We start from the raw sequence: 24,562 nt of genomic DNA, 5'->3' as shown, positions 1-24,562 counted from the left end.
AAACATGACCTCGCCCTAGATAAATTGAGCGTAAAAGAATACGAAGATCCCTTTAGGGATGATGGCAAGTAATACCAACGCCTCTTTAAGAGGCAAGTGACGAGTCAAAAGCAGTTAGGCTTGAACAAAGTGAAAGCCAGCGTCTTTAGGCGCTGGCTGGTGATGTGGGCTTATAGCCCCTGTTCAAACCACCCGTTAGACGGGTGGTCATGATTGGGTATCAATTGACAGCTAGAGGAGATGTTTTCTAACCTAGCAAGGACACTTATTTTTGATAAACGTTTATTTAAATTGTATCAAGTGTGTGCTGTCAAGCTTGAATCGGGCATGTCCTCCATTAAATCAGGATGAAATTCAACTCCAGAATCACTATTTGACCAGTATCAGAAATTCTGGATACAGTCATGAATTAAGTTACCTAGAATTTGAAACTTATGCCAATTGGGTTACTAGTTTTTGTCACTAACATTTAGGGAAAAATTCTTTAAAGAGGTTGATACGGAAGTATTGGCTTCTTTTTTTATTCAACCATGCGTACTTTATACTGAGGTGTTTTTACCTGGGTCTTTCCGGTATTTTTTGATAAAATAAAGCTATGAACGATTTAATCAAACATAAGCTGGAATTATTACCGGATAGTCCGGGGTGTTATATTCACAAGGACAAAAATGGAACTATTATCTATGTTGGAAAGGCCAAAAACTTAAAAAATCGGGTGCGCAGCTATTTTCATGGTAGCCACGACACCAAAACAGAACTTTTGGTGTCTGAAATTTCCGATTTTGAATACATTGTCACTGAGTCAAATACTGAAGCTCTTCTTTTGGAAATCAATCTTATCCAAGAAAATATGCCTAAGTATAACATTCGTCTCAAGGATGACAAATCCTATCCTTTTTTAAAAATCACCAATGAACATTACCCTCGCTTGGTGATTACACGACAAATCAAAAAGGATGGTGGTCTTTACTTTGGTCCTTATCCTGACTCGGGAGCCGCTACGGAGATTAAACGTCTCTTAGATAGGCTTTTTCCTTTTAAAAAATGTACTAATCCTCCCAAAAAAGTTTGTTTTTACTATCATCTAGGGCAGTGCCATGCTCACACTGTTTGCCATACTGATAAGGCTTACTGGGAGGAATTAAAGGAAGATGTCAAGAATTTCCTCAATGGTAAGGACGATAAGATTGTGAATGAGCTACGCCAGAAGATGACCAGGGCCTCGGAACTTATGGAATTTGAACGGGCGGCCGAATATCGTGATTTAATCGAAGCGGTTAATCTTTTGAGAACTAAACAACGCGTCATGAATCAGGACATGCAGGATCGAGACATCTTTGGTTACTATGTGGATAAGGGGTGGATGTGTGTTCAAGTTTTCTTTGTTAGACAAGGGAAACTCATCCAACGTGATGTTAATATGTTTCCCTATTACAATGAAGAGGAAGAAGATTTTCTGACCTTTATCGGACAATTTTATCAGGACAAGCGGCATTTTATTCCCAAGGAAATTTTTATTCCCAAGAACATTGACGAAGAATTGGTCAAGGCATTGGTTAATACTAAGATTATCAAGCCGCAGCGTGGCGAGAAGAAGCAGCTAGTTAATCTGGCCATAAAAAATGCTCGAGTTAGTTTGCAGCAAAAATTTGATCTTGTTGAAAAGGATCTAAAGAAAACACACGGTGCTATCGAAAATATTGGTAATTTACTCAATATTCCCAAACCTGTCCGCATTGAAGCCTTTGATAATTCCAATATTCAAGGAACAAGTCCTGTGGCTGCTATGGTGGTTTTTGTGGATGGCAAGCCAAGTAAGAAAGATTATCGAAAATTTAAAATTAAAACCGTCGTTGGCCCTGATGACTATGCTAGCATGCGTGAAGTGATCTATCGTCGCTATAGCCGTGTGTTAAAGGATGACTTGACACCACCTGACCTTATTATCATTGATGGCGGACAAGGGCAGGTCAATGTAGCGCGTGAAGTCATTGAAGATAAGCTGGGTCTAGATATTCCCATAGCTGGTTTGCAAAAAAATGATAAACACCAGACTCACGAACTCCTCTTTGGCAGTCCCTTGAAAGTGGTGCCCTTACCACGGCAATCTGAAGAATTTTTTCTTTTCCAACGTATTCAGGATGAAGTTCACCGCTTTGCTATTACCTTTCATCGGCAATTGCGTGGAAAAAATTCCTTCTCCTCAAAATTGGATGGTATTTCAGGACTTGGTCCAAAGCGTAAGCAGTTGCTTATGAAGCATTTCCGAAGCCTGCCCAACATCCAAAAAGCTAACATTGACGACATTGTTAATTGTGGTATTCCACGTGCTGTGGCACAAGAGGTCAAAGAAAGGTTAGATAGTCTTCAATAAAAATTATGCGGTGTTTACTTAGGCTGTTAATCTGAACATGTAGGCTGCTGAAACATTTTCTCATTTCCTGTAAAAAGGTCATATTAAGGTCACAAAGCTGTGCTATACTGCTTTGTGAATGGAGGAAATGTCATATGAAATATGCTTTTAAGGAAATATTGTTCTATAGGAAGAAATATTTCTTAGTAGAAGGTTTAGTTATTCTCATGATTTTTATGGTCATGTTCTTGTCTGGCTTGACTAATGGTCTTGGTCAAGCTGTTAGTTCGGGAATTGAGCAACTAGACACACAGTATTTTATCATCAACGAAGATGCTGAGGGTATCATTCCCTACTCAACCTTAACGGAGGCGCAGCAGGCGGACATTTTGGATTTAGATTTGTCTGATACTGAGGAGTTAAATATCCAACGTAGCACCTTGACGCTTCAAGGAGAAAAAGACAAGTTGGAAGTAACTTACTTCGTCCTCGGAAATGAGAGTACACTCTTGCCAAAATTAACCACTGGTAAATCATTTAGTAGCAAGTCTAATGGCATTGTTTTAGATGAGAGCTTTAAAGCAGATGGAGTTGAAGTTGGCGATAAGGTAAAAGATAAAAATGGCGAAACAAGCTTTGTCGTAACGGGATTTACCAAAGGTTATATGTATGGGCATAGTTCAGTTGGCTTTATCAGTCAAGCAAGTTATTCCTCCTTGGTTAAAGTCAGCAATCCCAATTATAGCTTCAGTCCACAGGTCATCATGAGCAAGGATAAGAGTTTAAAAACTGCCACCATTAGCAAGGCAGAGATTAAAACAAAATCAGAAATTATCAATAAAATTCCAGGATACTCAGCGGAACAATCCACCCTACAAATGATTCTTTGGGTACTTGTTGTGGCTTCGGTAGCCATATTAGCAGTTTTCTTTTACATTATCACTTTAGAAAAGCGCCAGCAATTTGGCGTATTAAAGGCTATTGGTATGCCGATGTCAGCCATTGCAAGTCAGCAAATCAGTCAAGTTTTCTTACTTTCTTTAATCGGGGTCATTTTTGGAGATTTATTATCACTAGCGATGGCTAGTATCTTACCAGTTAAAATGCCGTTTTATCTACAGTGGCAAAATATGGGCATTATTTCACTGGTATTTGTAGTCGTTACCGTTTTGTCTAGTTTGGTATCGATTCATCGCGTTTCTCGTATTGATCCAGTTGAAATTATAAATGGAGGTGAAGAATGATGCCAGCAATTTTAGACTTAAAAGATATCCAAAAAAGCTTTCAAGATGGGGAAGAAAAACGCACTGTTTTAAATAACTTACAACTTGAAGTGGCAGCGGGAGAATTCGTAGCTATTTTGGGACCGTCGGGTTCGGGTAAAAGTACTCTACTATCTATCGCTGGGGTTCTCATGTCAGCAGATAAAGGGCATATTATTTTGGACGGTCAAGACATTAGTCAGGCGACACAAAAAATCTGGACCAGTATTCGTCGTGAAAAAATTGGCTTTGTCTTTCAAAACCACCAGCTACTTCCTTACCTGACAGTTTATGACCAATTACTCATGGCAGCAAAGATGAGTCGGGTCAAGAATTTGGATCAACGCATAAAAGAGTTGTTAGATGATTTAGGCATTAGTGACTGCGCTAAAAAATTTCCTAAACAATTATCTGGTGGTCAAAAACAAAGGGCTGCGATTGCTAGAGCTTTCTTGGCTAAGCCTGCCTTGATACTTGCTGACGAACCAACGGCTAGCTTGGATGAAGCACGGGGTCGCCAAATTGCTGAATTACTTCAAAAAGAGACCAAGGAAAATCACTCGGCTGCGATTATGGTTACTCATGATGAACGAATTTTGGATGTAGTTGATTATGTTTATCGACTTAAAGAGGGTCAGCTTTTTCAAGAAAAGTAATGTGTGAAACACTTTTCTTATGATTTGATTGTTTAATCTCAGTCAGCACTATTTTTAGAAAACTGTTCGGTGTGTAGGGTAGGAAGGAGATGCTTTGCTTCATATTTTATTGGCAGAAGATGATCAGCTTCTTCAGCATTTACTGGCTACAGCCCTTCGTCAAGAGGGGTATCAGGTTAGCTTAGCTAATGATGGACAAGAGGCTTTGGATATTTTTGAACATGATTTTATTGATTTTTTAATTACAGATGTGATGATGCCCAAAGTGAATGGCTATGAGCTGATTGATAGCCTTAGGTTGACTAAGCCCGACTTGCCTATTTTAATCTTAACCGCTAAGGCTGGTTTGGAGGACAAGGAAAAGGGTTTCGGTTTTGGAGCAGATGACTATATGGTTAAGCCCATACAGCTTAAAGAACTCATTTTGCGGGTGGAATCGCTTTGTAGAAGAGCTCGACTTCAGACCAGTCAACGACTACAAATTGGAGCTTTGCTATTGGATCAAGAAGCTCTAACGGTGACGGATGGCGTCATAAGTACGAACTTTGCTCCAAAGGAGTTTCAAGTACTTTACAAATTGGTAGGGAACCCAAATAAAATTTTTACCCGACTAGATTTGCTTGATAGTATTTGGGGCATTGAAACTGACCATGATGAGCGGGTTGTTGATACTTGCATCAAAAAGATTCGGAAAAAAATTCTTCCCTACTCTCAAGTCTCCATCGAGACCGTCAGAGGATTAGGATACAAAGCTCTTGTCAGGGAGGAGAAGCTTGATGGTTAAAAAGTATTTTCGTTTGCCACTGAGAACCTATTTCACTTTTTTGTTTTGTGTGATTCTGTTTCTGTCCTGTCTTTTGTCAATTGTCTTGGTTTTGGGCATTTATAGCCTTTTTTACAAGGATATACCAACCAAGGAGAGTTTATATGTGCTGTCTTTCTGTACTTGTCTGCTGACCTTTCTTTTTGGCGCCTTAAGCATGTGGTTTGGGGCTTACCATTTTACCAAACCAATCGTTGAACTTAATCAGGTGGTTAAGGCAGCGGCTCAGGGGGATTACAGTCATACGATTGTGCGTAAACAATCCCTCCGTAAAGATGCTGATTACCTTAATAAAATTGATGAACTGGCTGAAAGTTTCAACAGTATGATCGGTACCTTAAGTCGGACGGACAGGATGCAAAAGGACTTTGTCAGCAATGTTTCCCATGAATTCAAAACTCCGTTGGCCTCACTAGTCAGTATTGCAGAATTGTTAGAAAATGGCGCGCTGAGTGAGAAGGAAGAAAAGACTTTACTCACTTTGCTAAAATCAGAGATCCTACGTCTGTCCAATCTATCCACTACCCTACTAGACTTGTCCCACTTGGATTATTTGGACAAGATGCCTCTAAATGAGATTGTTCGGATAGATGAACAGATACGCCATGCTCTCATTCTAATTACCGAAAAATGGACGGAAAAAGAGATTGATTTGACCTTTGATGCTCCAGCTACTAGTATCAGAACAAATGCTGACTGGTTGATGATGATTTGGATAAATCTTATCGAAAATGCGGTCAAGTATAGTAGTGATAGAGTACATTTGGAAATCTGCCTTCGGGATAGGGGAGATTTCGTAGAAGTTGTCATTTCAGACGATGGCATTGGCATGTCTAAAGAAGAACTAGAACATATCTTTGATCCCTTCTATCAGGCAGATGATTCGCGTCACATTTCAGGAAATGGCCTTGGTTTGGCACTGGTTAAGCGTATCTTGACACTCATGGAAGCTGACATTTCCTACCAAAGCCAAAAAGGACAGGGAACTCAGGTTAAACTCTCTCTACCAAAAAAATAGCTTATGGATTAATTCTTTTAAAAGGTTTTGAGATAAAATCCCTAGAAAGATCTGTTTCTATTGAAGGACCTTCTTTCTATATTTCCGAATTTCTATGTTGAGAAAAAGATTGACATATCGAGAAAAAACGATATAATGAACTTATGGAAACAATAGAAATCTTCAAAGCTTTAGCGAATGAACATCGATTGCAAATCTTAAAATGGTTAAAATCTCCCAAGGATTACTTTGTAAATGAAGGACATCCAGAGATAGATGAAGACAGTGTTGGAGTTTGTGTGGGAGAGATTCAGAAAAAACTGGGTCTGACTCAGTCGACAACTTCTCATTACTTGGCTATCTTGCAGAAAGCAAATCTTCTAACGGCCACCCGTATCGGCAAATGGACCTATTACCGTCGAAATGAGGAAACCATTTCTCAGCTCTGCCATTTGTTAGAAAAAGAGATTTAGAGTCAACTTTGACTCTTCTATTTTAGAATTATATATCGATAAAATTAGATATATCGTTTTGAGGTTCTATATTTTTAGAAAAAGGAGAAAAATTATGACACATCATGTAACAGACACAGTGACTCTTCGCCACGGGGCTCAACTGACTTCGCGTATTGCCATGGCACCTATGCAAACTCATTCAGGTAAGCGTGGTGGCTTTGTATCAGAAGACACCATTCGCTACTATGAAGCGCGCTCACAGGCGGCAAGTTTATTAATTTCTGAGTTTCACTATGTGAGTGAAAACGGTGGACCAGCTTATGTCCCAGGTTACCCAGAGCAACTTGGGGCTTATTCAGATGAGCACTTAGAAGGCTTGACACGGCTAGCACAGGCCTTGAAGAAAGATGGCAATAAAGCTGTTTTACAAATTCACCATGGAGGTCGTGCTGCTGTTGGGCGTGCAGTGAGTGGGGAAGATGTGGTTGCACCAAGTGCTATTGATTTCTCATTTTTAGACTATCCTGTGCGTGAATTAACACATGAAGAAATTTTGGAAATTATTGCGGATTTTGGTAGGGCGACCAAGCGTGCCATTCAAGCAGGTTTTGACGGAGTTGAGATTCATGGGGCCAATCACTACCTGATTCAACAATTCTTTTCTAGTTTATCTAATCATCGTACAGATGAGTGGGGAGGTAGTCTGGAGAAGCGCATGGCCTTTCCACTAGCAGTTGTTAAAGAAGTTAAACGTGTAGTGGCAGAAGCAGGACCAGAAAACTTTATTATCGGCTATCGAATTAGTCCAGAGGAAATTCACGGAGATGCGATTGGTTATACTTATAAAGAGTCCACCCAGTTGATTGCTCAGGTGGTGAAACAGGAGTTGGATTATATCCATCTATCACTTTGGGCAGGCTATGGGTCTGGCCCTGCAGATACAGATAAATCTTATGCTCAACTTTTCAAGGAAGTTATTGATGCCTCAACCAAGCTGATGATTGTTGGTGGTGTCTTCTCAGAAGAAGAGGCTCAAGATGCGGTTGAAAACTATGCGGACTTGATTGCAGTGGCACGTGGGACCTTGGTGGAGCCACAATTTGCTAAAAAAGTCCTAGAAGGTCATGGGGAGGAGATTCTTCATGAAATTAGTCCAGAAAGTTTAGACTATGTGACATGGACACCAGGGCTGAAAGAAGCCTTTAGTCGAGCAGATTCTCTAGGTTTACCAAAAATGCCTGGAGGAGAGAATATCTATCACCTCCACACAGGGCGGTTTGATATGTTTAAAAACTAGTAAGAGCATATAAAACATAAAAAATAAATGTCATGCTAATACTCAATGAAAATCAAAAGTAGCCTAGGAAACGAAGCCGACGATAGAACTTGAGTTCATCAAGGCAAGTTGACAACGGATAATTTTGATTTTCGAAGAGTATAAGTTTATGTTTACTAAACTTGTATATTATCAACGAAGTAAACATTTCGGAAATTAAACTTATTTCAAAAAATCAAAATCGTCTTAGACGTATTTGAGGAAACGGCTTGTAAAGTATTCAAATCTCTCTATTATAACTAGTAATTGGATAATTTGCAGAAGCGTTATGGTAGCAAAAAAAATTGAAAATATCTTGAATTTTACCCCAAATGTTAGAGAAAAATCTAACATTTGGGGTACTTTTCCTATGAAGTTAAACTATGAGAATAAGGTTGACATTAACAACTTAGGGACATTTGATCGGACTTGGTATAGCTTTTAGTCAAAAATTTGGTATTAATGAATTAAATCTAGAATATCTGGTTTGACTGATTGGTAAACATTGGCTAGAGAGTACTTGAAAAGGGGAAATGCTATTCGATAATCACTAAGATTTGCTCTGTATTTATATTAAACGGTGAAAAGGAGTTTTTGAAGAGTCGCTTTTTTCTTGACAGTCTATCTTGTATTTTGTTAATATACTTAACAAAAGGAGATGGCAGATGACTTATGACGATGTAATAGTGACCTTTAATCAATTTTTTAAGAAGTATCAAGAATTAGAATACAGACAGCACAAGATTGATGATTTAAATTTTGCTGAAGTAGAAACATTAGTTTTAATTGCAAGAAATCCCCAACTCACTTTAGCAGAAATTGCTAGAAAAAGACAGACTAGTCGAAGCGCGGTTACTCAACTAGTCAAACGTATGGAGACTAAAAATTATCTCAGTCGTGTTGAGAAAGATTCAAAACAATATACCTTTAACTTAACCAAAATCGGACAAAAAGTATATCAAAGCCACCAATACCAGCATGAGTATTTGGTTGAGCAATTAAATGGGGTTTTAGCTAATTATCCAGATACGTTCTATAGGCAATTATTTAGCCTAATGGCGGAGGTGGAAAAAGTATGGGAGGAATTGCCATGGGATACAAGAAATGTAAGCAAGCATGTCAAGTGATTGTCAAAGATGAAAGTAAACTTGCTGATGTTCCTATGGATATAGTTATAAAAAACTTACCTGTTTTTACAGAGGTTAAGCTTGTTCTTGAATTGGAAAACTATTACTGCATTAATGCTCCTATGAAACTTGATAAATCTGTTAAATGGCAATCATCTGCTGTCTTTTTGACAAGTGCTGATGGTGAAATTATTCTATCTCAAAGTCCAGCAATCAGAGGAGATTATAGGGGAATTAACCAAATGGCATTATTCGAAAGATTGCATCCTGAAAAAATGATAAGATCTTCGACTACCACTAGATTTAATGAAATACCTCTTAATGATTCTTTTGATTGTCAATTATTCGTTTACCAAGATGAACAACTTTTAGGAAAGTGTTCTTTTAAGAGATACTACCTTCAGAAAAATCTTACTTTCCAGAATGTTACCCTTAAAAGGCCTGTTGGTAGAGTATTTTATGGAAAAGAGTGGAAGAAAACACCAGCCATTATTGTACTTAGTGGAAGTGAGGGAGGGATTGAAAAAGCTCAAAATATTGCGCAACTTTTAGCAAGCAGAGGGTATGTAACATTAGCTCTAGCCTATTTTGGTATAGATGGTTTATCTAATCAGTTAAAGCGGATTCCTCTTGAAATTATAGAGGAAGCATTGAATTATTTGAAAAATTTAAAGTGTGTAGATTCTAATAAAATTGGGCTTTATGGTCGTTCTAAAGGTGCGGAGTTTGGCCTTCTAGCAGCTTGTTATTTTAACGCATTAAAAGTCCTAGTACTCAATGCTCCCACGGATTGTGTTTTTGAAGGTATTAACGGTATCTGGCCATCAGGAACATCTTCATGGACATACAGAGGGCTGGAATTAGCCTATACCAAATTTCAATGGTTACACTATTTGTTCGAGATTTTTACCCGAAAGAGGAAATTACATAAAAATGATGCTAGCCTTTTTCCAGTGGAGAAGTTGACCTCATCAGTTTTGTTTATTGCTTCTATAGCTGATGAGGTTTGGGATGCTTATGGAGCTGTCAAAAACATTAGAAGTAGGGTAGGTAGTGATTGTAAATATGCTTTCTTGGTAACGCCTCATCTTGGGCATATGAACACTGTCAGTTATCAACCAAATTTAAGGTATAAAAAAATGGATCCTGATTTACTTCAAGAGGATACAAGAATTAGTTGGAATGCTACTTTAGAACAGTTTAAGAAATTATAATAGACGTGTGAAGTCACAGTTTATTTTACTATTGTTTATCCCTCAAATTTTTACAGGACAAAAAGGGGTTGTCAGCGCCTGTCAGGGAGTTCTATGAGTCACTCAGTGCTTTTCAAACGACAGAATTAAGAAATAATGAAATTGCCAAGGGGCTTATTGCGTCATCTGGTCTATGGCTATAAGCTTAAAATGTAGGTTATACTCTTCGAAAATCAAAATTATCCGTTGTCAACTTGCCTTGATGAACTCAAGTTCTATCGTCGGCTTCGTTTCCTAGGCTACTTTTGATTTTCATTGAGTATTAGCTCTGCTTTTTCTGATATTTAGCAAAGATAGGGTGAATGGCTATATGTTTCATTTTGAGCGAGTGTGAAGTTCAAAAAGCTCTGCTATTTTCCAAGGAAATGATGCGAAAATGCTGAAAACTCTTTCAAAAAATGGTAGAATAGACCCATCTGATAGAATTAGAGAGGTTTCATCATGAAATTTTTAGAACTCAATAAAAAACGTCATGCCATAAAACATTTTACGGATCAAGCAGTGGATATTAAGGATGTTCGCACAGCAATTGAAATCGCTACGTTAGCACCCTCTGCTCATAATATCCAACCATGGAAGTTTGTGGTTGTAAAAGAGAGAAAACAGCAACTAGCAGAAGTGATGTATGGTGGCAATAAAGATCAAGCTCAGGAAGCACAATATGTTATTGCTATTTTTAGCGACACAGACCTTCCAAAACGATCACGTAAAATTGCTCGAAATGGGGTTAAAATTTTGTCTGATGATGCCTTGAGTCGCTATATGCAAGCCTACCCCACTATGTTTCAGCAGTTTAGCCCGCAAGTCACAAGCGACTATCTAGCTTTGAATATTGGTTTGGTGACGATGAATTTGGTTTTAGCGCTGACCGATCAAGGTTTAGCTTCAAATATTTTTCTTGGCTTTGATAAGACAAAAGTCAATGAAGTGTTAGAGATTGACCATCGTTTTCGACCAGAAGTCTTAGTGACAGTGGGGTATAGTGATGAAAAGGCTGAGCCAACCTATCGTTTACCTGTAGATGATATTATGGAGGTAAGGTAATGGCAGCCATCAAAGATTTAAATCAGCTTTTGGCGAGCATGGAGCCTGTTTTAAAAGAAGAGGTCTTTGTGTTTGCGACCTTGACTGCCTCGTCACAACTTCCTTTTGACTTGATTGAAGCGAGTATTAAGGAAGAGGAAGGTTTGTCAGTTCTTGTCACGGAAAAAGTTGCACAGGCCTATGGCTTAGAGGCTCAGTTTAGATCAGCTTGGATTACGCTAAATGTTCACTCTGATTTAGCTGCGGTGGGTTTAACAGCCGCCTTTGCAAGTGCATTAGGAGAAGTTGGTTTAAGTTGCAATGTGGTAGCTGGAAATTACCATGATCATATCTTAGTGCCCTATGATAAAGCAGATTTGGCAATGAGAACATTAAAAGCATTACAAGAAGTAGCACAGAAAGAGAGTTTAGAGAAATATGACAATTGATTTTAAAGCAGAGGTTGACAAACGCAAAGATGCCATGATGGAGGACTTGTTTAGCCTCTTGCGCATTAATTCAGAACGAGACGATTCTCAAGCTGATAGCACACATCCATTTGGACCTGGACCAGTCAAAGCTCTAGAGCATTTTTTGGCAATGGCAGAGCGTGATGGTTATAAAGCCCGCAACATTGATAATTACGCTGGTGATTTTGAATTTGGTGTGGGAGATGAAGTTCTTGGGATTTTTGCCCATTTGGATGTCGTACCAGCAGGCAGTGGCTGGGACACCAACCCTTACGAGCCAGTCATCAAAGATGGCAAACTTTATGCGCGTGGGTCATCAGATGACAAAGGTCCAACAATGGCTTGCTATTATGCTCTTAAAATCATCAAAGAACTTGGCTTACCAGTGTCTAAAAAAGTCCGTTTCATCGTTGGTACCGACGAAGAATCGGGCTGGGGTGACATGGACTATTATTTCACCCACAATGGTCTCAAAGATCCAGATTTCGGCTTCTCACCAGACGCAGAGTTTCCTATCATCAATGGTGAAAAAGGTAACATCACAGAGTATCTTCATTTTGCTGGTGATAATAGCGGAGCATTTACCTTGAATAGCTTTGCTGGCGGACTTCGTGAAAATATGGTACCTGAATCAGCAACCGCAGCCTTCACTGCAGATTTTGCGTTAGCAGATTTACAAGAAAAATTGAATGCATTTATTACAGAATATCCAGTGACAGCTGAGCTTAAAGAAGAAGCGGATCAATTTGTCTTGACAGTCTTTGGTAAATCAGCCCATGGTTCAACACCAGAAGCGGGAATCAATGGTGCCACTTATCTGGCCAAATTTCTCAATCAATTTGCTTTTGAAGGTTCTGCTAAAGCTTACCTTGACCTCACCGCAACTGTCCTTCACGAAGACTTTGCTGGTGAAAATTTAGGTGTAGCCTACACAGACGCTAAAATGGGGCCTCTAAGCATGAACGCAGGTGTCTTCAACTTTGATAAAACTTCTGCTGACAATACCATTGCGTTGAACTTCCGTTACCCACAAGGGACAGATGCTCAAACCATCAAAGCAGGTCTTGAAAAATTAGAAGGCGTTAGCAAGGTGACCTTGTCAGAACATGAACACACTCCTCACTATGTGCCTGCAGATGATCCATTGGTGGCAACGCTTTTGTCAGTTTATGAAAAACAAACTGGTCTCAAAGGTCATGAACAAATCATAGGTGGCGGAACTTTTGGACGTCTCTTAAAACGAGGCGTGGCCTTCGGTGCCATGTTCCCAGACTACACAAACACCATGCATCAAGCCAATGAATTCGCTGATGTAGAAGACCTTTACCGTGCCGCAGCCATCTATGCTGAAGCTATTTATGAGTTAATCAAATAATATAAACTAAGAGAGCTAAGACAATGATTTAGCTCTTTTAACTTATATGGTAAGGAGAAAATGATGACATCACTTGATAAGATTATTTTAGATATTATGGCTGATTCACAAAATCAGTCATTTACTAAGGCTGGTATTGAACCACTTTTTGCAGCGCCTAAGACCGCACGAATAAATATCGTTGGTCAGGCACCAGGTATTCGTGCTCAGGAGTCGCGTCTCTACTGGAATGATCCTTCTGGTGATAACTTGCGAGACTGGCTTGGGGTGGATCGCAAGACTTTTTATGAATCTGGTTATTTTGCAGTTATTCCTATGGATTTCTATTTTCCGGGCACCGGTAAGTCAGGTGACCTCCCTCCACGTAGAGGATTTGCGGAGAAATGGCATGATAGAATCTTGGCAGAGTTGCCAGATATTCAACTGACTATTCTTGTCGGAAGTTATGCTCAACATTATTATCTTCGACAAAAATCATCCATAAAATTGACTGATAATGTTAAAAACTATAAAGAGTTTTTACCAGACTATTTTCCTTTGGTTCACCCCTCACCTCGGAATAATATCTGGCAGAAGAAAAATCCGTGGTTTAAAAATGAGGTCATACCAGAATTAAGACAGCTGGTATGGAAAATTTTAGAGGAGTAATCGATAATACTTAGAACCTGCATTCACAGTTCAGCACTTCTATCGAAGGCTAGTTTTTAAGCTACTCATCGTTAGTTTTTTTCAAAATACAGTCAGTATTCTCTCAACAACCTGCCTTGATTAGCGAAAAACTATCTCTTATCAATAAGTACTTCACTTGTGTATACAGATTCTTAGATATTGACACATTTCTTGTAGCACATCGCTGATACCACCCATGTTATCTACTGTTTTAGAACTCAGAAACATGATGATGACCTGCATTGCTCCTGTCTCCATCTGTACTCCAAAAGAATCAAGTTTACTGATATGACCAAAAATGCCTCATATTGATATGTGAGACGTTTTTTTGATATATGTCTCCAGATTCATTTTTAATATGATTGTTATATATTGGTACAGATACGCTTGACATTACAGACTAAATGGTCTATAATTGTAAAAAAGCTTAGGAGAAGTAGGATGAAAAAAGAGTTAAAGACCAAGCTAACTCAGGAACGCATCATTGAAGCAGCCCTGTTCGAGTTTTCTCAAAAGGGCTATAAGGCCTTTGGGATCAATGAGCTCTGTAAAAATCACAAGATTTCAAAAGGGGTTCTCTATCACAATTTTGCTGGGAAGACAGAACTCTATCTGGCCTGCGTTAGAGAGAGTTTCCACAAGGCTGTGTCTATGATTCGCGGAGAGTCGGGGGAAGTGCCTAGTCTGGCAGACTATGTGGAACGCCGTCATCGCTTTTCCAAGGCCTTTCCTCACCATAGCCATATTTTTTTTGAAGCTTGGTTGATGACTCCAGCAGAAATCGCCGAGGAAGTGGCAAAGGAAAAGGCTGTTTTTGAGGATTTGAATCGCCAGGTTTCAGAAAAATTATTGGCGGAGTCCACTCTTAAAGATCATATCAGTCAAGAACAGGCTATGGATTACCTGACCTTTATCCAGCAGCTTTTTAGGAGTTACTACCTGACAGCCAGCGGGTCAGCTGAGTCTCCCTCTTTAGCTAGCCAATATGAAAGAGATCTCAACAAGGTTCTCCATCTGATGATTTACGGCATCTTAGACGATAAAGAGAAAGGGGGGATTCATGATTAGACGTCCAGTATGAGGTTTGTCCTCAACATAAAAAGAAAAGAAAACGATATACACTATTTATAGTTAGGAGAAAAATAATGTCGAAAAAATATTCATGGTTGTCCATTTTAGCAGGAGTTTTATCTATTCTGGCAGGTCTATATCTCTTGGTCAATCCCGCTCTAAGCCTTTTATCTTTTGCTTTCTTGTTTGCCTTGATCTTTATGATTAACGGAATTTCTGAAATTATCAAATTCTTTACAGCTGATGAAAAGAGTGGCTGGGACCTTTTTAGTGGTATTATGACTGTATTGCTGTCCTTCTGGCTCTTTTCAGGAAGTTTCCTTGAAAAAGTCACCTTCATCCCATTCATCTTTGCTTTCTGGGCTCTCTTTACAGGTATTTCAAAAACCATTATGAGTTTTGAAGTGAAAAAAGCGGACAAGAAGTTGGGGAATACTCTTCTTTGGACAGGTATTCTGGGTATTATCGCAGGGATCATCATGATGGGCCACCCACTCATGACAGGTATCTTTGTGACCTATACCATAGCCTTTGTCTTTATCTATCAAGGTATTGTGAGTATCATTCTCTATTTCAAATCTAAAAAAGCATAAGACAAGGAGGGTTCCAATATGGAGAAGCTGAAAAATATCCTCTTTAACAAGGTGACCATCGGGGCCATTCTGCTCTCGCTACAACTGGTCTGGCTCTTGCTCTTTTTCTACCAGTTAAGAAGTTACTCCACGGTGATTACAGCTATTTTTGGGCTTGTCAGTGTCCTCATGATGTTGGCTATTGTCAGCTCCAAGGATAATCCAGTTTACAAGATTGGCTGGCTCATCCTGATTGGCCTCATGCCCATGTTTGGAACCTTTCTTTACTTAATCTCTGCCAACAAGCAGCCCGCTAAAAAGCTGAGAAAGGCCATCCAAGAGTCAGAAGCCCGCATTGAGCAGCAGCTAGAGCAAGTCAGCTACCCGCAACAAAACCTCCCAATAGCAGATGAGGTCAAGGGTATTTCGGACTACATTGCCAGTCAGGGCACCTATGCCCGCCATGGCAACACAGATGTGGCCTATTTCAAACTGGGTGAGGACATGTATGCTTCCATGCTCAAAGATATGGAGCAGGCCCAGTCCTTCATCTTCTTTGAATATTTCATTGTCGGCCAAGGTCAAATGTGGGATGGGATGAAGGAAATTCTGATTCGCAAGGCTCAGGAAGGTCTGGATGTCCGTGTCATGTATGATGATTTGGGTTCTCTGATGGTCTTGCCAAAGGGCTTCAAGGCCGAGCTGGAGAGTCAAGGTGTCAAGGTGGTAACCTTTAACCCCATGGTTCCTTACCTAGCCTTGGGGATGAACAATCGCGACCATCGCAAGATCTTAGTCATTGATGGCGATGTGGCCTACAACGGGGGCATCAACATCGCGGATGAATATATCAACGTGGACAGCAAATTGGGCCATTGGAAGGATACTGGTCTGCGCTTGGAAGGGGATGGGGTTGCCAAACTGACCCTCATGTTCCTCTCGGTCTGGGATGCCTGCCGCAAGGAGCAGACCGATATTGCGGCCTATCTGCCTAGGAAGTCTGTAAGGGCCAAGGGCTATGTGCAGCCATTCTCCGATTCGCCTCTGGATGAGGAGCTGATTTCAGAGAACCTTTATATGGATATTCTTTGGAATGCCAAGGACTATGTTTACATCTTTACCCCTTATCTGATTATCGACCATGAAATGACACTGGCTCTGACCATGGCGGCCAAAAGAGGAGTGGATGTCCGCATCGTAGTGCCAAAAATTCCAGATAAGAAGGCTGTCTACACCCTGACTGAATCTTATTCCGACCGCTTCTGGAAGCAGGCGTTCGCTTGTATCGCTATACGCCGGGATTTATTCATGCCAAGAGCTATCTGGCAGATGATAAGGTCGGTGTCGTTGGGACCATCAACATGGACTACCGCAGTCTCTACCTGCACTTTGAATGCGGTACCTTCCTCTATGAAGTGGATGCGCTCAAGGACTTGAAACAGGACTATCTCGAAACCTTTGCGGTCAGTGAAGAAGTGCAGTTGAAGGAGCTGGGAGAAGGACTGCTGAAACGGACAGGTCAGGCTGTCTTGAGAGTACTGAGTCCGCTCTTTTAGGAGGAAATACCATGAAAGCTAATCTTAGAAAAAAGAAACCCTTGCAGGTCTTGTGGCACATTGTCAAGGTAACCCATTTTTCCAAGTTTATCCTGTCCTTTGTTTGTTATCTCTTTCTGGCAGCCCTGATTTTGCTTTTTACTGAACCTGCCATTGAGACATTCGGTGACAGTATTTGGTATTGCTTTGTTTCCTCAACCACGACTGGCTATGGAGACATTGTGGTGACTACCGCTATTGGCAGGATTGTCAGTGTTATCCTGTCTCTCTACGGCCTCCTCTTTTTCGGCTGTCTGTCAGGGATTGTGGTGACCTACTACATGGAGATGAACAAGCTCTTGCCCAAGGAGGATGACCAAAAGTGATGAAGAAACAAAATGTGACGATCCTGCTTTCTGGCTTCTGCTTGAGCAGTCTGATTGCCCTAGTTTCCTTTCTCTTTCTGATGGCTGAAAAATTTGGCAGCCATCTGCTCTGGGAAAGCTGGGGGCATTCTGTGCCCTTTCCCAGCCTTTATAAAGGCTTTTTGCTCTTGGTGGGCGGCCTCTTGGTCTTTGCACTTAAGAAAAAGTGGGGGAGTCTGCCTAGAAGCAGCCATGAGCTGATGGAGGAGCTGAAAGAAGAGCAGACGGTCAACTACCGCCATACTTGGCGCAGCCTGGTCTTGGCCCTGATTATCCTTGTCTTGGGAGCAGGAGTTGGGCCAGAGTCTCCCTTGCTGGGTGCAGTCATTGCCTACTCCATCTGGCAGGCGGACAAGCTCCGTTACCTGGAAGCTAATAGAGAGCAGCTGAAGCACCTGTCCCTCAAAGACAGGTTAGTGAGGCTTCTCCATCCCAGTCAATACCTGCTGACCTATCCAGCCAGTCAGAAGGGAACGGATAAGAAGAAGCGCTTGTTCTTCATTGTCAACGGCCTGATTATTTTTGTCCTGCTGATGCGGATGACCGAGCAGCCTTCCTTTATCACCAAGCTGGGTGACAGCCAGTGGCAGGCGGCGGAGTTGGTTCTGATTTTGCCCCTCATGTTCTACGGCCTCCTCTTTGGTACAATCTATCGTTGGCTGATGAAAAAGATAAAAGGAAGCTTGAAGAAATTGCCTTTGCCTCTGATTGGAAAAATCTTAATCGGTGCAGCTGCCATCTTTGGAGTGGCTGTTTTTGCTCCCTCCTTGCTCTTTTCAGGCCAGCATGCCATGCACTCAGTTGTGGAGATGGGTCTGGAGCTGCCAGTCCTAGTTTTGTTTGGCCTGTCCCTCCTCAAACTGATTTTCTTAGAAGTCTGTCTGGAAACAGGCTGGACAGGTGGGGATATTTTTCCTATCACCTTTGCTAGTATCCTGCAGGGCTTTGCCTTCGCTCAGTTGCTGCCGGGCTATGATCCCCTCCTTGTCGTTCTGGTGGTCAGCCTTTCCTTGGCGGTCACCTTGCTGCAGAAGGAGTGGCTGGCGGGTATCTTTATCTCCCTCTTTTTCCCGGTCAAACTCTGGCCCATTGCCCTCATCCTCATCTTCATTTTGCGGTGGTTGGGTACAAAAGTAAAGACTGGAGTTTGATAGCTTAATTTCTGAAAATGTATTCATATTTAGGCGAATTTCTAGCTTGCTTTCTTTTTTCAATCATATTATAATGAAATGAAAATCAAAATGATAGATGATTCTGAGCTATACTTCAATGAGTTGAGAAAGTGCGTTTTGGATTTCGGAGAATATAAGTTATTGGGAGCAGCTAATGAAATTTTTAACGATCATAAAAGCGCTGCCCTTGATTTTGATTGCAGGGGCAGTGGTTTATTTTTCAATTTATATTTGTATTGATAACGGTGCATGGGCCTATATTGTAGCACGTTTACTAGGTTTAGAGGAAAAATATGCCAATAACGTTGAATGGATAGCTATCGCAATTCAATCTCTCTTTTTCACATCAGATTGGTTCTATGCTCGTATTAGAGCATTTCTCAATCAACGTTTACAGCGTTCAAAAGGTCTCAATCATCAGATTTATCTAGGTTATAAAGCAGGTATTGAATGTTTAATGGCACTTCCAAAACGGACCATTTTATTCAGTGTTTACCTCTTACTGATAGTTGCGGAAAGTCTAGGACTGATTGCTAATGTTAAGGATTATACAGCGGTGATTGTTTTTATCATTGCCGTTGATAGAGTCACCAAGATTTGGCCGGAGGAAAAACAACGTCTCAAAAATTTTAGCAAAAAGGCTGCTAAACGAATCAAGAGTGTTAGTTAAAATAACGGTTTATTCAACAGAAACACGATAACCACGTCTATAAAAAAGTAAAGCGGAAACAGTTTATGGTCTCCGTTTTATTTTATTTTCCAAGGCAAAATTGACTAAAGAGTTGTGTAATGAGTTCTTCTGGTGCGGCATCACCAGTGATTTCTCCCAAGATTTCCCAGCAGCGAGTCAGATCTACTTGAAGAAGATCAACAGGCATGCCTAATTCTAGGCCATCATTCACAGCTTGCAAGCTTTCAACAGCTTTTTCAATCAGAGAAATGTGGCGGGCGTTTGATAAGTAAGTAGCATCTTGTTCAATGATGTTGGCGTTATCAAAAAAGAGTTGATTAATACGTTCTTCAATAAGGTCAATATTTTGGTTTTTCAAAACAGAAATACGGATGACATCACTAGGCAACTCATCAACTTCAATGACTTCTGGTAAATCAGTCTTATTGAGCAAGATGATGCGGTTACTATTTTGACTGAGTTCTAACAAAGTACGGTCTTGTTCAGTGAGTTTTTCTGCTGCGTTGAGGACAAGTAGCACAAGGTCAGCTTCGTTAAGGGCTTTTTTGGAACGTTCAACACCAATTCTTTCAACGACATCATCTGTTTCGCGAATCCCAGCGGTATCAACAAGTTTGAGAGGAACGCCTTTGATATTGACGTATTCTTCGATGATATCACGAGTGGTGCCTTCGATGTTGGTAACGATGGCTTTTTCTTCACGAAGAAGGTTGTTGAGCAGACTTGATTTACCAACGTTTGGTCGGCCAATGATGGCTGTAGAAAGACCTTCGCGCAAAATCTTACCACGGCGAGCTGTTCGTAGAAGATTTTCCAGAAGAGCCTGAAATTCTTGTGTCTTCTCACGCATGAGAGCAGTCGTCATCTCTTCAACATCATCGTACTCTGGATAGTCAATGTTAACTTCTACTTGAGCCAAGGTATTGAGAATTTCTTGGCGCGTGTTGTCAATCAGTTGTTTAAGTGATCCATCTAGTTGCTTGACGGCAATATTCATGGCTTTGTCTGTCTTTGCACGGATAATGTCCATGACAGCTTCGGCTTGAGTCAGATCTACACGGCCATTAAGAAAGGCACGCTTGGTAAACTCACCCGGCTCTGCCATTCTTGCGCCTTGGCGCAAAACTAGCTGTAAAATTTCATTGGTCACCGCAATACCACCGTGGGTGTTAATCTCCACCACATCTTCGCGTGTAAAAGTTTTAGGAGCCAACATGACACCAATCATCACCTCATCAAGGACTTCACCATTTTGCGGATCAACGATATGCCCATAATTTAAAGTATGAGAAGGAACCTTGCTGAGGTCTTTTCCTTTGAAGATTTTTTTGGTAATGGCTAGTGCATCGCTACCAGAGAGACGGATTATACCAATTGCTCCCTCTCCGAGAGGCGTAGCGATAGCAGTAATTGTATCGAATTCTTTAGTAATCATAGGACTATTGTAACGCAAAAGAACTTTGTAAGCAAGAAAATGAAGAGTGAGTAAACCCTCTATCTAACGAAGGAGGGAGGAAAATGTTTTCAAAAAAGAACTCAAAATGCTATAATATGTAATTGGAGAAAATAATCAAGCCTCACAAGGAGAGACAAATGGAAGAACTAAAAAAACTTGCTGGAGTTACAGCAGCGAAGTATGTTAAAAATGGTATGACGGTTGGTCTTGGCACTGGTTCGACTGCCTATTATTTTGTGGCAGAAATTGGACGTCGAGTTCAAGAAGAAGGGCTTGATGTTATTGGGGTGACGACCTCAAGTCAGACAACTGCTCAGGCTAAGAGTCTTGGTATTCCACTCAAGTCAGTTGACGAAATTGATTGTATTGACATCACCGTTGATGGTGCAGACGAAGTTGATCCAGATTTTAATGGGATTAAAGGCGGCGGCGGTGCACTCCTTATGGAAAAAATTGTGGCAACGCCAACTAAAGAATACATTTGGGTGGTCGATGAGAGTAAGATGGTTGAAAAACTTGGCGCTTTTAAATTGCCAGTAGAAGTGGTTCAATATGGTGCGGAGCGTATCTTCCGTGAATTTGCAGCAAAAGGCTACAAGCCTTCATTTCGTGAGAAGGATGGTCAGCGTTTTGTTACTGATATGAAAAACTATATCATTGACCTTGATCTTGGTGTCATTGAAAACCCTGTTGCCTTTGGTCAAGAACTTAAAGCTATGACAGGAATTGTCGAACATGGTCTTTTTAATGGCATGGTTGATAAGGTTATCGTTGCTGGTAAAAATGGCGTTCAAGTTTTAGAAAAGTAATTTCTTAGTCCTTTTACTTACTTTTAGTAATAGGCAGTTTGTTGCAAGTGGTGCTTGGATTATATCAAGTAAGCTAAAGCATATATAGGTTCTGGGTGCTAACCGTAACCACCCTTAGAAAGAAAAATAATGTCTAAATTTAATCGTATTCACCTCGTTGTTTTGGATTCTGTTGGAATTGGTGCTGCGCCAGATGCCAACAATTTTGTCAATGCCGGCGTTCCAGATGGTGCATCAGATACACTGGGACACATTTCAAAAACAGTCGGTCTTGATGTGCCAAATATGGCTAGAATCGGTCTGGGAAATATTCCACGTGAAACACCATTGAAAACTGTTCCATCTGAGAGCAATCCAACAGGTTATGCCACTAAGTTAGAGGAAGTTTCACTTGGTAAAGACACGATGACAGGCCACTGGGAAATCATGGGGCTGAATATCACGGAACCATTTGATACCTTCTGGAATGGTTTTCCTGAAGAAATCATCACAAAGATTGAAGCATTTTCAGGACGCAAAGTTATCCGTGAAGCTAACAAACCTTACTCAGGAACAGCGGTTATTGATGACTTTGGTCCGCGCCAAATGGAAACTGGTGAGCTGATTATCTACACATCAGCTGACCCAGTTTTGCAAATTGCTGCCCACGAAGATGTCATTCCGCTTGATGAATTGTACAGAATTTGTGAGTATGCACGCAGCATTACCTTAGAACGCCCAGCTCTTCTTGGACGCATTATTGCTCGTCCATATGTAGGAACGCCTGGTAACTTCACGCGTACAGCTAATCGTCGTGACTTGGCTGTTTCACCATTTGCACCAACTGTTTTAGATAAACTTAATGAAGCTGGTATTGATACTTATGCTGTTGGTAAAATCAACGATATCTTCAATGGTGCTGGTATTAACCATGATATGGGGCACAACAAATCAAACATCCATGGTATGGACACTTTGATTAAGACCATGAAGTTGGAAGAATTCACTTATGGTTTCTCATTCACGAACCTTGTAGATTTTGATGCTCTTTACGGACATCGTCGCAATGCGCACGGCTACCGTGATTGCTTGCATGAGTTTGATAACCGTTTGCCAGAAATCATAGCAGCTATGAAAGAAGATGATTTGCTGCTCATCACAGCTGACCACGGTAATGACCCGACTTATGCTGGAACTGACCACACCCGCGAATACATTCCCCTTCTGGCTTACAGCCCATTATTTACTGGTAACGGCGTCATTCCACAAGGACATTTTGCAGATATCTCGGCTACAATTGCAGACAATTTTGGTGTGGATACTGCTATGATTGGGGAGTCATTCCTACAGAGCTTAGTATAATCATGGAAAAGCTGAGAGTGTATTTCAACCCTGCTTGTAGCAAATGTAAGAAATTACAAGTGCTATTAGCCGGACAAGGGCTGGAAGTTGACTGGGTCAATTATCTGGAAAATCCCCTTTCAAGACTAGACATGGAGCGACTTCTGGCTAAAATGGAAGCTCGGCCTTTTGCCCTCATCAGATTGTCACCAGAAGAACAGTCCCAATTCTCCGAAGAAGACCTCCTTCAGTTGATGGTTGACAATCCAACCTTGCTCAACAGACCCATTATTGAAAGAGAAGATGCAGCTTTTCTCTGCAGACCACTTGAAATTATCCAAGAAAAAATGCCAGAATATGACTGGTCGGAGTATTTGTAAGGAGGCTACTATGTCAGTGGAAGAAATGGTTGAATTTTGTATAGCTCAGGGGAATAAACTAGCAGGTGCTCAAGTTTATTATCGTGAAGATTGGGATTGTTACTATTTTGATATTGCAGGCAAGTATTTTGGTTTGCTGTCAGCCAAGTCTGATGGAAAAAGTTTTATTACCTTAAAAAATTTACCCGAGGTCAATGAAGAACTGCGCGCAAGCTATCAAGCTATCCGACCAGGTTATTACACCAATAAAGTTCATTGGAATTCCATTGATTTGACCTCGGATGAGATTCGTAAAGAAATGCTGGCCTCACTCATTACAAGCTCCTACCAGCTCGTTGTCAGCAAGTTGCCTAAAAAGGTTCAAGCAGCCTTATTGGAAAAATGAACAATATTACAAAAATGTTGAAAGGAATGAATGTTTGGTTAAGAATTTAACTGAACACGCCCTATCAGCTGTGCAAGAAAGATGATTTTTGCGTTGCACGTCTGTGGGGCTTGGTATCTTAATTCTATGTCACTTTTAGAAAAAATTATTGAAACAAAAGACTTTTTGGTGGAGAAAGGACTCACCGAACCTGAGTTTGGCCTGATTTTGGGGTCAGGTTTGGGTGAATTGGCAGAAGAAGTCGAAAATGCCATTATCATTGATTATGCCGATATTCCAAACTGGGGCAAGTCAACCGTTGTTGGCCATGCTGGAAAGCTGGTTTATGGGGATTTGGCAGGCCGCAAGGTCTTGGCTCTTCAAGGACGTTTCCATTTCTACGAAGGAAATCCCATGGAAGTGGTGACCTTCCCAGTCCGTGTCATGAAGGCTCTAGGCTGTCAGGGTGCCATTGTCACCAACGCTGCAGGGGGTATTGGATATGGACCGGGCACATTGATGGCTATTACGGATCATATTAACATGACTGGTCAAAACCCATTGATTGGTCAAAATCTAGATGAATTTGGCCCACGTTTCCCTGATATGTCAAATGCTTATACAGCTGATTACCGCAAAGTTGCTCACGAAGTGGCTGATGAGATTGGAATCAAGTTAGATGATGGGGTTTATATTGGCGTTTCTGGGCCTTGCTATGAAACACCAGCAGAAATTCGTGCCTTTAAGACACTAGGTGCAGACGCGGTTGGTATGTCAACTGTACCAGAAGTCATTGTAGCGGCTCATTCAGGCCTTAAGGTCTTGGGAATTTCAGCCATTACCAATTTTGCGGCTGGCTTCCAATCTGAACTCAACCATGAAGAAGTCGTTGCGGTTACTCAGCAAATCAAAGAAGATTTTAAGCGCCTTGTAAAAGATATTTTAGCAGCTTTATAGTCTGACACTAAAAAATAGTATTGAAATACTAG

General features: G+C 40.8%; 25 protein-coding genes and 2 pseudogenes. 26 read left to right on the top strand and 1 reads right to left on the bottom strand.

Translation table 11 applies throughout. The features are described from left to right. The 21 genes and pseudogenes from A3I7_RS13920 to A3I7_RS0100820 all read left to right on the top strand — a co-directional run. A pseudogene (locus tag A3I7_RS13920) lies at nucleotides 1–72 on the top strand (IS200/IS605 family transposase); the annotation flags it as partial. A 523-nt stretch (nucleotides 73–595) separates the two neighbouring features. Further along, a complete protein-coding gene (gene uvrC, locus A3I7_RS0100920; protein WP_018374908.1) occupies nucleotides 596–2,374 on the top strand; it encodes an excinuclease ABC subunit UvrC in 1,779 nt (592 codons plus the stop codon). Between the two features lie 134 nt (nucleotides 2,375–2,508). Continuing rightward, nucleotides 2,509–3,597, top strand: a complete 1,089-nt coding sequence (locus tag A3I7_RS0100915) for an ABC transporter permease (RefSeq protein ID WP_018374907.1) — start codon at nucleotides 2,509–2,511, stop codon at nucleotides 3,595–3,597. Further along, nucleotides 3,597–4,271, top strand: a complete 675-nt coding sequence (locus A3I7_RS0100910) for an ABC transporter ATP-binding protein (RefSeq protein WP_026217061.1) — start codon at nucleotides 3,597–3,599, stop codon at nucleotides 4,269–4,271. Before A3I7_RS0100915 ends, A3I7_RS0100910 begins: the two co-directional genes overlap by 1 nt. A gap of 94 nt (nucleotides 4,272–4,365) precedes the next feature. Beyond that, complete coding sequence (locus A3I7_RS0100905) at nucleotides 4,366–5,055, top strand: response regulator transcription factor (RefSeq protein WP_018374905.1); 690 nt, start codon at nucleotides 4,366–4,368, stop codon at nucleotides 5,053–5,055. Beyond that, the gene (locus tag A3I7_RS0100900) at nucleotides 5,048–6,112 is read left to right on the top strand and encodes a sensor histidine kinase (protein ID WP_018374904.1); all 1,065 of its coding nucleotides are present in this window, start codon (nucleotides 5,048–5,050) and stop codon (nucleotides 6,110–6,112) included. Before A3I7_RS0100905 ends, A3I7_RS0100900 begins: the two co-directional genes overlap by 8 nt. 143 nt (nucleotides 6,113–6,255) lie before the next feature. Continuing rightward, entirely contained in the window at nucleotides 6,256–6,564 is a 309-nt protein-coding gene (locus A3I7_RS0100895) for an ArsR/SmtB family transcription factor (RefSeq protein WP_018374903.1), read from the top strand. Nucleotides 6,565–6,658: 94 nt separating this feature from the next. Beyond that, on the top strand, nucleotides 6,659–7,843 hold the full coding sequence (locus A3I7_RS0100890) for an NADH-dependent flavin oxidoreductase (protein ID WP_018374902.1): 1,185 nt from the start codon (nucleotides 6,659–6,661) through the stop codon (nucleotides 7,841–7,843). Nucleotides 7,844–8,150: 307 nt separating this feature from the next. Continuing rightward, the gene (locus tag A3I7_RS13915; protein ID WP_018374901.1) at nucleotides 8,151–8,306 is read left to right on the top strand and encodes a hypothetical protein; all 156 of its coding nucleotides are present in this window, start codon (nucleotides 8,151–8,153) and stop codon (nucleotides 8,304–8,306) included. 220 nt (nucleotides 8,307–8,526) lie between these two features. Further along, nucleotides 8,527–8,988 carry a MarR family transcriptional regulator gene (locus A3I7_RS0100880; protein WP_018374900.1) on the top strand — a complete coding sequence of 154 codons (462 nt, stop codon included), beginning with the start codon at nucleotides 8,527–8,529 and terminating at the stop codon, nucleotides 8,986–8,988. After that, on the top strand, nucleotides 8,937–10,202 hold the full coding sequence (locus tag A3I7_RS0100875) for an acyl-CoA thioesterase/BAAT N-terminal domain-containing protein (protein WP_245538830.1): 1,266 nt from the start codon (nucleotides 8,937–8,939) through the stop codon (nucleotides 10,200–10,202). The genes A3I7_RS0100880 and A3I7_RS0100875 overlap by 52 nt, the downstream gene beginning before the upstream one ends. 480 nt (nucleotides 10,203–10,682) lie before the next feature. Continuing rightward, entirely contained in the window at nucleotides 10,683–11,285 is a 603-nt protein-coding gene (locus tag A3I7_RS0100870) for a nitroreductase family protein (RefSeq protein ID WP_018374898.1), read from the top strand. After that, the gene (locus A3I7_RS0100865; protein WP_018374897.1) at nucleotides 11,285–11,713 is read left to right on the top strand and encodes an ACT domain-containing protein; all 429 of its coding nucleotides are present in this window, start codon (nucleotides 11,285–11,287) and stop codon (nucleotides 11,711–11,713) included. Before A3I7_RS0100870 ends, A3I7_RS0100865 begins: the two co-directional genes overlap by 1 nt. Continuing rightward, the gene (gene pepV / locus A3I7_RS0100860; RefSeq protein ID WP_018374896.1) at nucleotides 11,703–13,109 is read left to right on the top strand and encodes a dipeptidase PepV; all 1,407 of its coding nucleotides are present in this window, start codon (nucleotides 11,703–11,705) and stop codon (nucleotides 13,107–13,109) included. The genes A3I7_RS0100865 and pepV overlap by 11 nt, the downstream gene beginning before the upstream one ends. Before the next feature lie 63 nt (nucleotides 13,110–13,172). Further along, a complete protein-coding gene (locus A3I7_RS0100855; RefSeq protein WP_018374895.1) occupies nucleotides 13,173–13,757 on the top strand; it encodes a uracil-DNA glycosylase family protein in 585 nt (194 codons plus the stop codon). Nucleotides 13,758–14,219: 462 nt separating this feature from the next. After that, complete coding sequence (locus A3I7_RS0100845) at nucleotides 14,220–14,846, top strand: TetR/AcrR family transcriptional regulator (protein ID WP_018374893.1); 627 nt, start codon at nucleotides 14,220–14,222, stop codon at nucleotides 14,844–14,846. 77 nt (nucleotides 14,847–14,923) lie between these two features. Continuing rightward, nucleotides 14,924–15,442, top strand: a complete 519-nt coding sequence (locus tag A3I7_RS0100840; RefSeq protein WP_018374892.1) for an HdeD family acid-resistance protein — start codon at nucleotides 14,924–14,926, stop codon at nucleotides 15,440–15,442. 18 nt (nucleotides 15,443–15,460) lie between these two features. Continuing rightward, nucleotides 15,461–16,977, top strand: a pseudogene (cls, locus tag A3I7_RS13000) (cardiolipin synthase). A gap of 11 nt (nucleotides 16,978–16,988) precedes the next feature. Next, nucleotides 16,989–17,342, top strand: a complete 354-nt coding sequence (locus tag A3I7_RS0100830) for a potassium channel family protein (RefSeq protein WP_018374891.1) — start codon at nucleotides 16,989–16,991, stop codon at nucleotides 17,340–17,342. Next, nucleotides 17,342–18,532, top strand: a complete 1,191-nt coding sequence (locus A3I7_RS0100825) for a chloride channel protein (RefSeq protein ID WP_018374890.1) — start codon at nucleotides 17,342–17,344, stop codon at nucleotides 18,530–18,532. The genes A3I7_RS0100830 and A3I7_RS0100825 overlap by 1 nt, the downstream gene beginning before the upstream one ends. 175 nt (nucleotides 18,533–18,707) lie before the next feature. Beyond that, nucleotides 18,708–19,223, top strand: a complete 516-nt coding sequence (locus A3I7_RS0100820) for a hypothetical protein (protein ID WP_018374889.1) — start codon at nucleotides 18,708–18,710, stop codon at nucleotides 19,221–19,223. Between the two features lie 82 nt (nucleotides 19,224–19,305). On the opposite strand, the gene mnmE is transcribed toward A3I7_RS0100820, so the two are convergent. Then, entirely contained in the window at nucleotides 19,306–20,679 is a 1,374-nt protein-coding gene (mnmE, locus tag A3I7_RS0100815) for a tRNA uridine-5-carboxymethylaminomethyl(34) synthesis GTPase MnmE (protein WP_018374888.1), read from the bottom strand. Nucleotides 20,680–20,837: 158 nt separating this feature from the next. On the opposite strand from mnmE, the gene rpiA reads away from it, so the two are divergent. The 5 genes from rpiA (at nucleotide 20,838) to A3I7_RS0100790 (ending at nucleotide 24,530) form a co-directional block, all read left to right on the top strand. Beyond that, the gene (rpiA, locus tag A3I7_RS0100810) at nucleotides 20,838–21,509 is read left to right on the top strand and encodes a ribose-5-phosphate isomerase RpiA (protein ID WP_018374887.1); all 672 of its coding nucleotides are present in this window, start codon (nucleotides 20,838–20,840) and stop codon (nucleotides 21,507–21,509) included. Between the two features lie 129 nt (nucleotides 21,510–21,638). Beyond that, nucleotides 21,639–22,850 carry a phosphopentomutase gene (locus A3I7_RS0100805; RefSeq protein ID WP_018374886.1) on the top strand — a complete coding sequence of 404 codons (1,212 nt, stop codon included), beginning with the start codon at nucleotides 21,639–21,641 and terminating at the stop codon, nucleotides 22,848–22,850. 2 nt (nucleotides 22,851–22,852) lie between these two features. Beyond that, complete coding sequence (locus tag A3I7_RS0100800) at nucleotides 22,853–23,209, top strand: arsenate reductase family protein (protein WP_026217059.1); 357 nt, start codon at nucleotides 22,853–22,855, stop codon at nucleotides 23,207–23,209. 10 nt (nucleotides 23,210–23,219) lie between these two features. Continuing rightward, on the top strand, nucleotides 23,220–23,594 hold the full coding sequence (locus tag A3I7_RS0100795) for an MmcQ/YjbR family DNA-binding protein (protein ID WP_018374884.1): 375 nt from the start codon (nucleotides 23,220–23,222) through the stop codon (nucleotides 23,592–23,594). Nucleotides 23,595–23,720: 126 nt separating this feature from the next. Beyond that, nucleotides 23,721–24,530: a purine-nucleoside phosphorylase gene (locus A3I7_RS0100790; RefSeq protein ID WP_026217057.1), complete on the top strand. Its 810-nt coding sequence runs from the start codon at nucleotides 23,721–23,723 to the stop codon at nucleotides 24,528–24,530. Nucleotides 24,531–24,562 lie beyond the last annotated feature (32 nt).

The organism is Streptococcus orisratti DSM 15617 (assembly GCF_000380105.1).
Classification (GTDB): domain Bacteria; phylum Bacillota; class Bacilli; order Lactobacillales; family Streptococcaceae; genus Streptococcus; species Streptococcus orisratti.
Note: the sequence above shows the minus strand (reverse complement) of the source record. Positions and strands in the feature narration are given on the sequence as shown.

Coding starts and splice junctions, on each gene's coding strand:
- A3I7_RS0100845 (WP_018374893.1), top strand. CDS start 14,220: ATGAAAAAAGAGTTAAAGACCAAGCTAACTCAGGAACGCATCATTGAA.
- A3I7_RS0100825 (WP_018374890.1), top strand. CDS start 17,342: ATGAAGAAACAAAATGTGACGATCCTGCTTTCTGGCTTCTGCTTGAGC.
- A3I7_RS0100840 (WP_018374892.1), top strand. CDS start 14,924: ATGTCGAAAAAATATTCATGGTTGTCCATTTTAGCAGGAGTTTTATCT.
- A3I7_RS0100820 (WP_018374889.1), top strand. CDS start 18,708: ATGAAATTTTTAACGATCATAAAAGCGCTGCCCTTGATTTTGATTGCA.
- A3I7_RS13915 (WP_018374901.1), top strand. CDS start 8,151: ATGGTAGCAAAAAAAATTGAAAATATCTTGAATTTTACCCCAAATGTT.
- A3I7_RS0100865 (WP_018374897.1), top strand. CDS start 11,285: ATGGCAGCCATCAAAGATTTAAATCAGCTTTTGGCGAGCATGGAGCCT.
- A3I7_RS0100800 (WP_026217059.1), top strand. CDS start 22,853: ATGGAAAAGCTGAGAGTGTATTTCAACCCTGCTTGTAGCAAATGTAAG.
- A3I7_RS0100915 (WP_018374907.1), top strand. CDS start 2,509: ATGAAATATGCTTTTAAGGAAATATTGTTCTATAGGAAGAAATATTTC.
- A3I7_RS0100875 (WP_245538830.1), top strand. CDS start 8,937: ATGGGAGGAATTGCCATGGGATACAAGAAATGTAAGCAAGCATGTCAA.
- A3I7_RS0100855 (WP_018374895.1), top strand. CDS start 13,173: ATGACATCACTTGATAAGATTATTTTAGATATTATGGCTGATTCACAA.
- A3I7_RS0100830 (WP_018374891.1), top strand. CDS start 16,989: ATGAAAGCTAATCTTAGAAAAAAGAAACCCTTGCAGGTCTTGTGGCAC.
- A3I7_RS0100805 (WP_018374886.1), top strand. CDS start 21,639: ATGTCTAAATTTAATCGTATTCACCTCGTTGTTTTGGATTCTGTTGGA.
- pepV (WP_018374896.1), top strand. CDS start 11,703: ATGACAATTGATTTTAAAGCAGAGGTTGACAAACGCAAAGATGCCATG.
- A3I7_RS0100890 (WP_018374902.1), top strand. CDS start 6,659: ATGACACATCATGTAACAGACACAGTGACTCTTCGCCACGGGGCTCAA.
- A3I7_RS0100900 (WP_018374904.1), top strand. CDS start 5,048: ATGGTTAAAAAGTATTTTCGTTTGCCACTGAGAACCTATTTCACTTTT.
- A3I7_RS0100790 (WP_026217057.1), top strand. CDS start 23,721: ATGTCACTTTTAGAAAAAATTATTGAAACAAAAGACTTTTTGGTGGAG.
- A3I7_RS0100895 (WP_018374903.1), top strand. CDS start 6,256: ATGGAAACAATAGAAATCTTCAAAGCTTTAGCGAATGAACATCGATTG.
- A3I7_RS0100870 (WP_018374898.1), top strand. CDS start 10,683: ATGAAATTTTTAGAACTCAATAAAAAACGTCATGCCATAAAACATTTT.
- A3I7_RS0100880 (WP_018374900.1), top strand. CDS start 8,527: ATGACTTATGACGATGTAATAGTGACCTTTAATCAATTTTTTAAGAAG.
- rpiA (WP_018374887.1), top strand. CDS start 20,838: ATGGAAGAACTAAAAAAACTTGCTGGAGTTACAGCAGCGAAGTATGTT.
- A3I7_RS0100795 (WP_018374884.1), top strand. CDS start 23,220: ATGTCAGTGGAAGAAATGGTTGAATTTTGTATAGCTCAGGGGAATAAA.
- mnmE (WP_018374888.1), bottom strand. CDS start 20,679: ATGATTACTAAAGAATTCGATACAATTACTGCTATCGCTACGCCTCTC.
- A3I7_RS0100910 (WP_026217061.1), top strand. CDS start 3,597: ATGCCAGCAATTTTAGACTTAAAAGATATCCAAAAAAGCTTTCAAGAT.
- uvrC (WP_018374908.1), top strand. CDS start 596: ATGAACGATTTAATCAAACATAAGCTGGAATTATTACCGGATAGTCCG.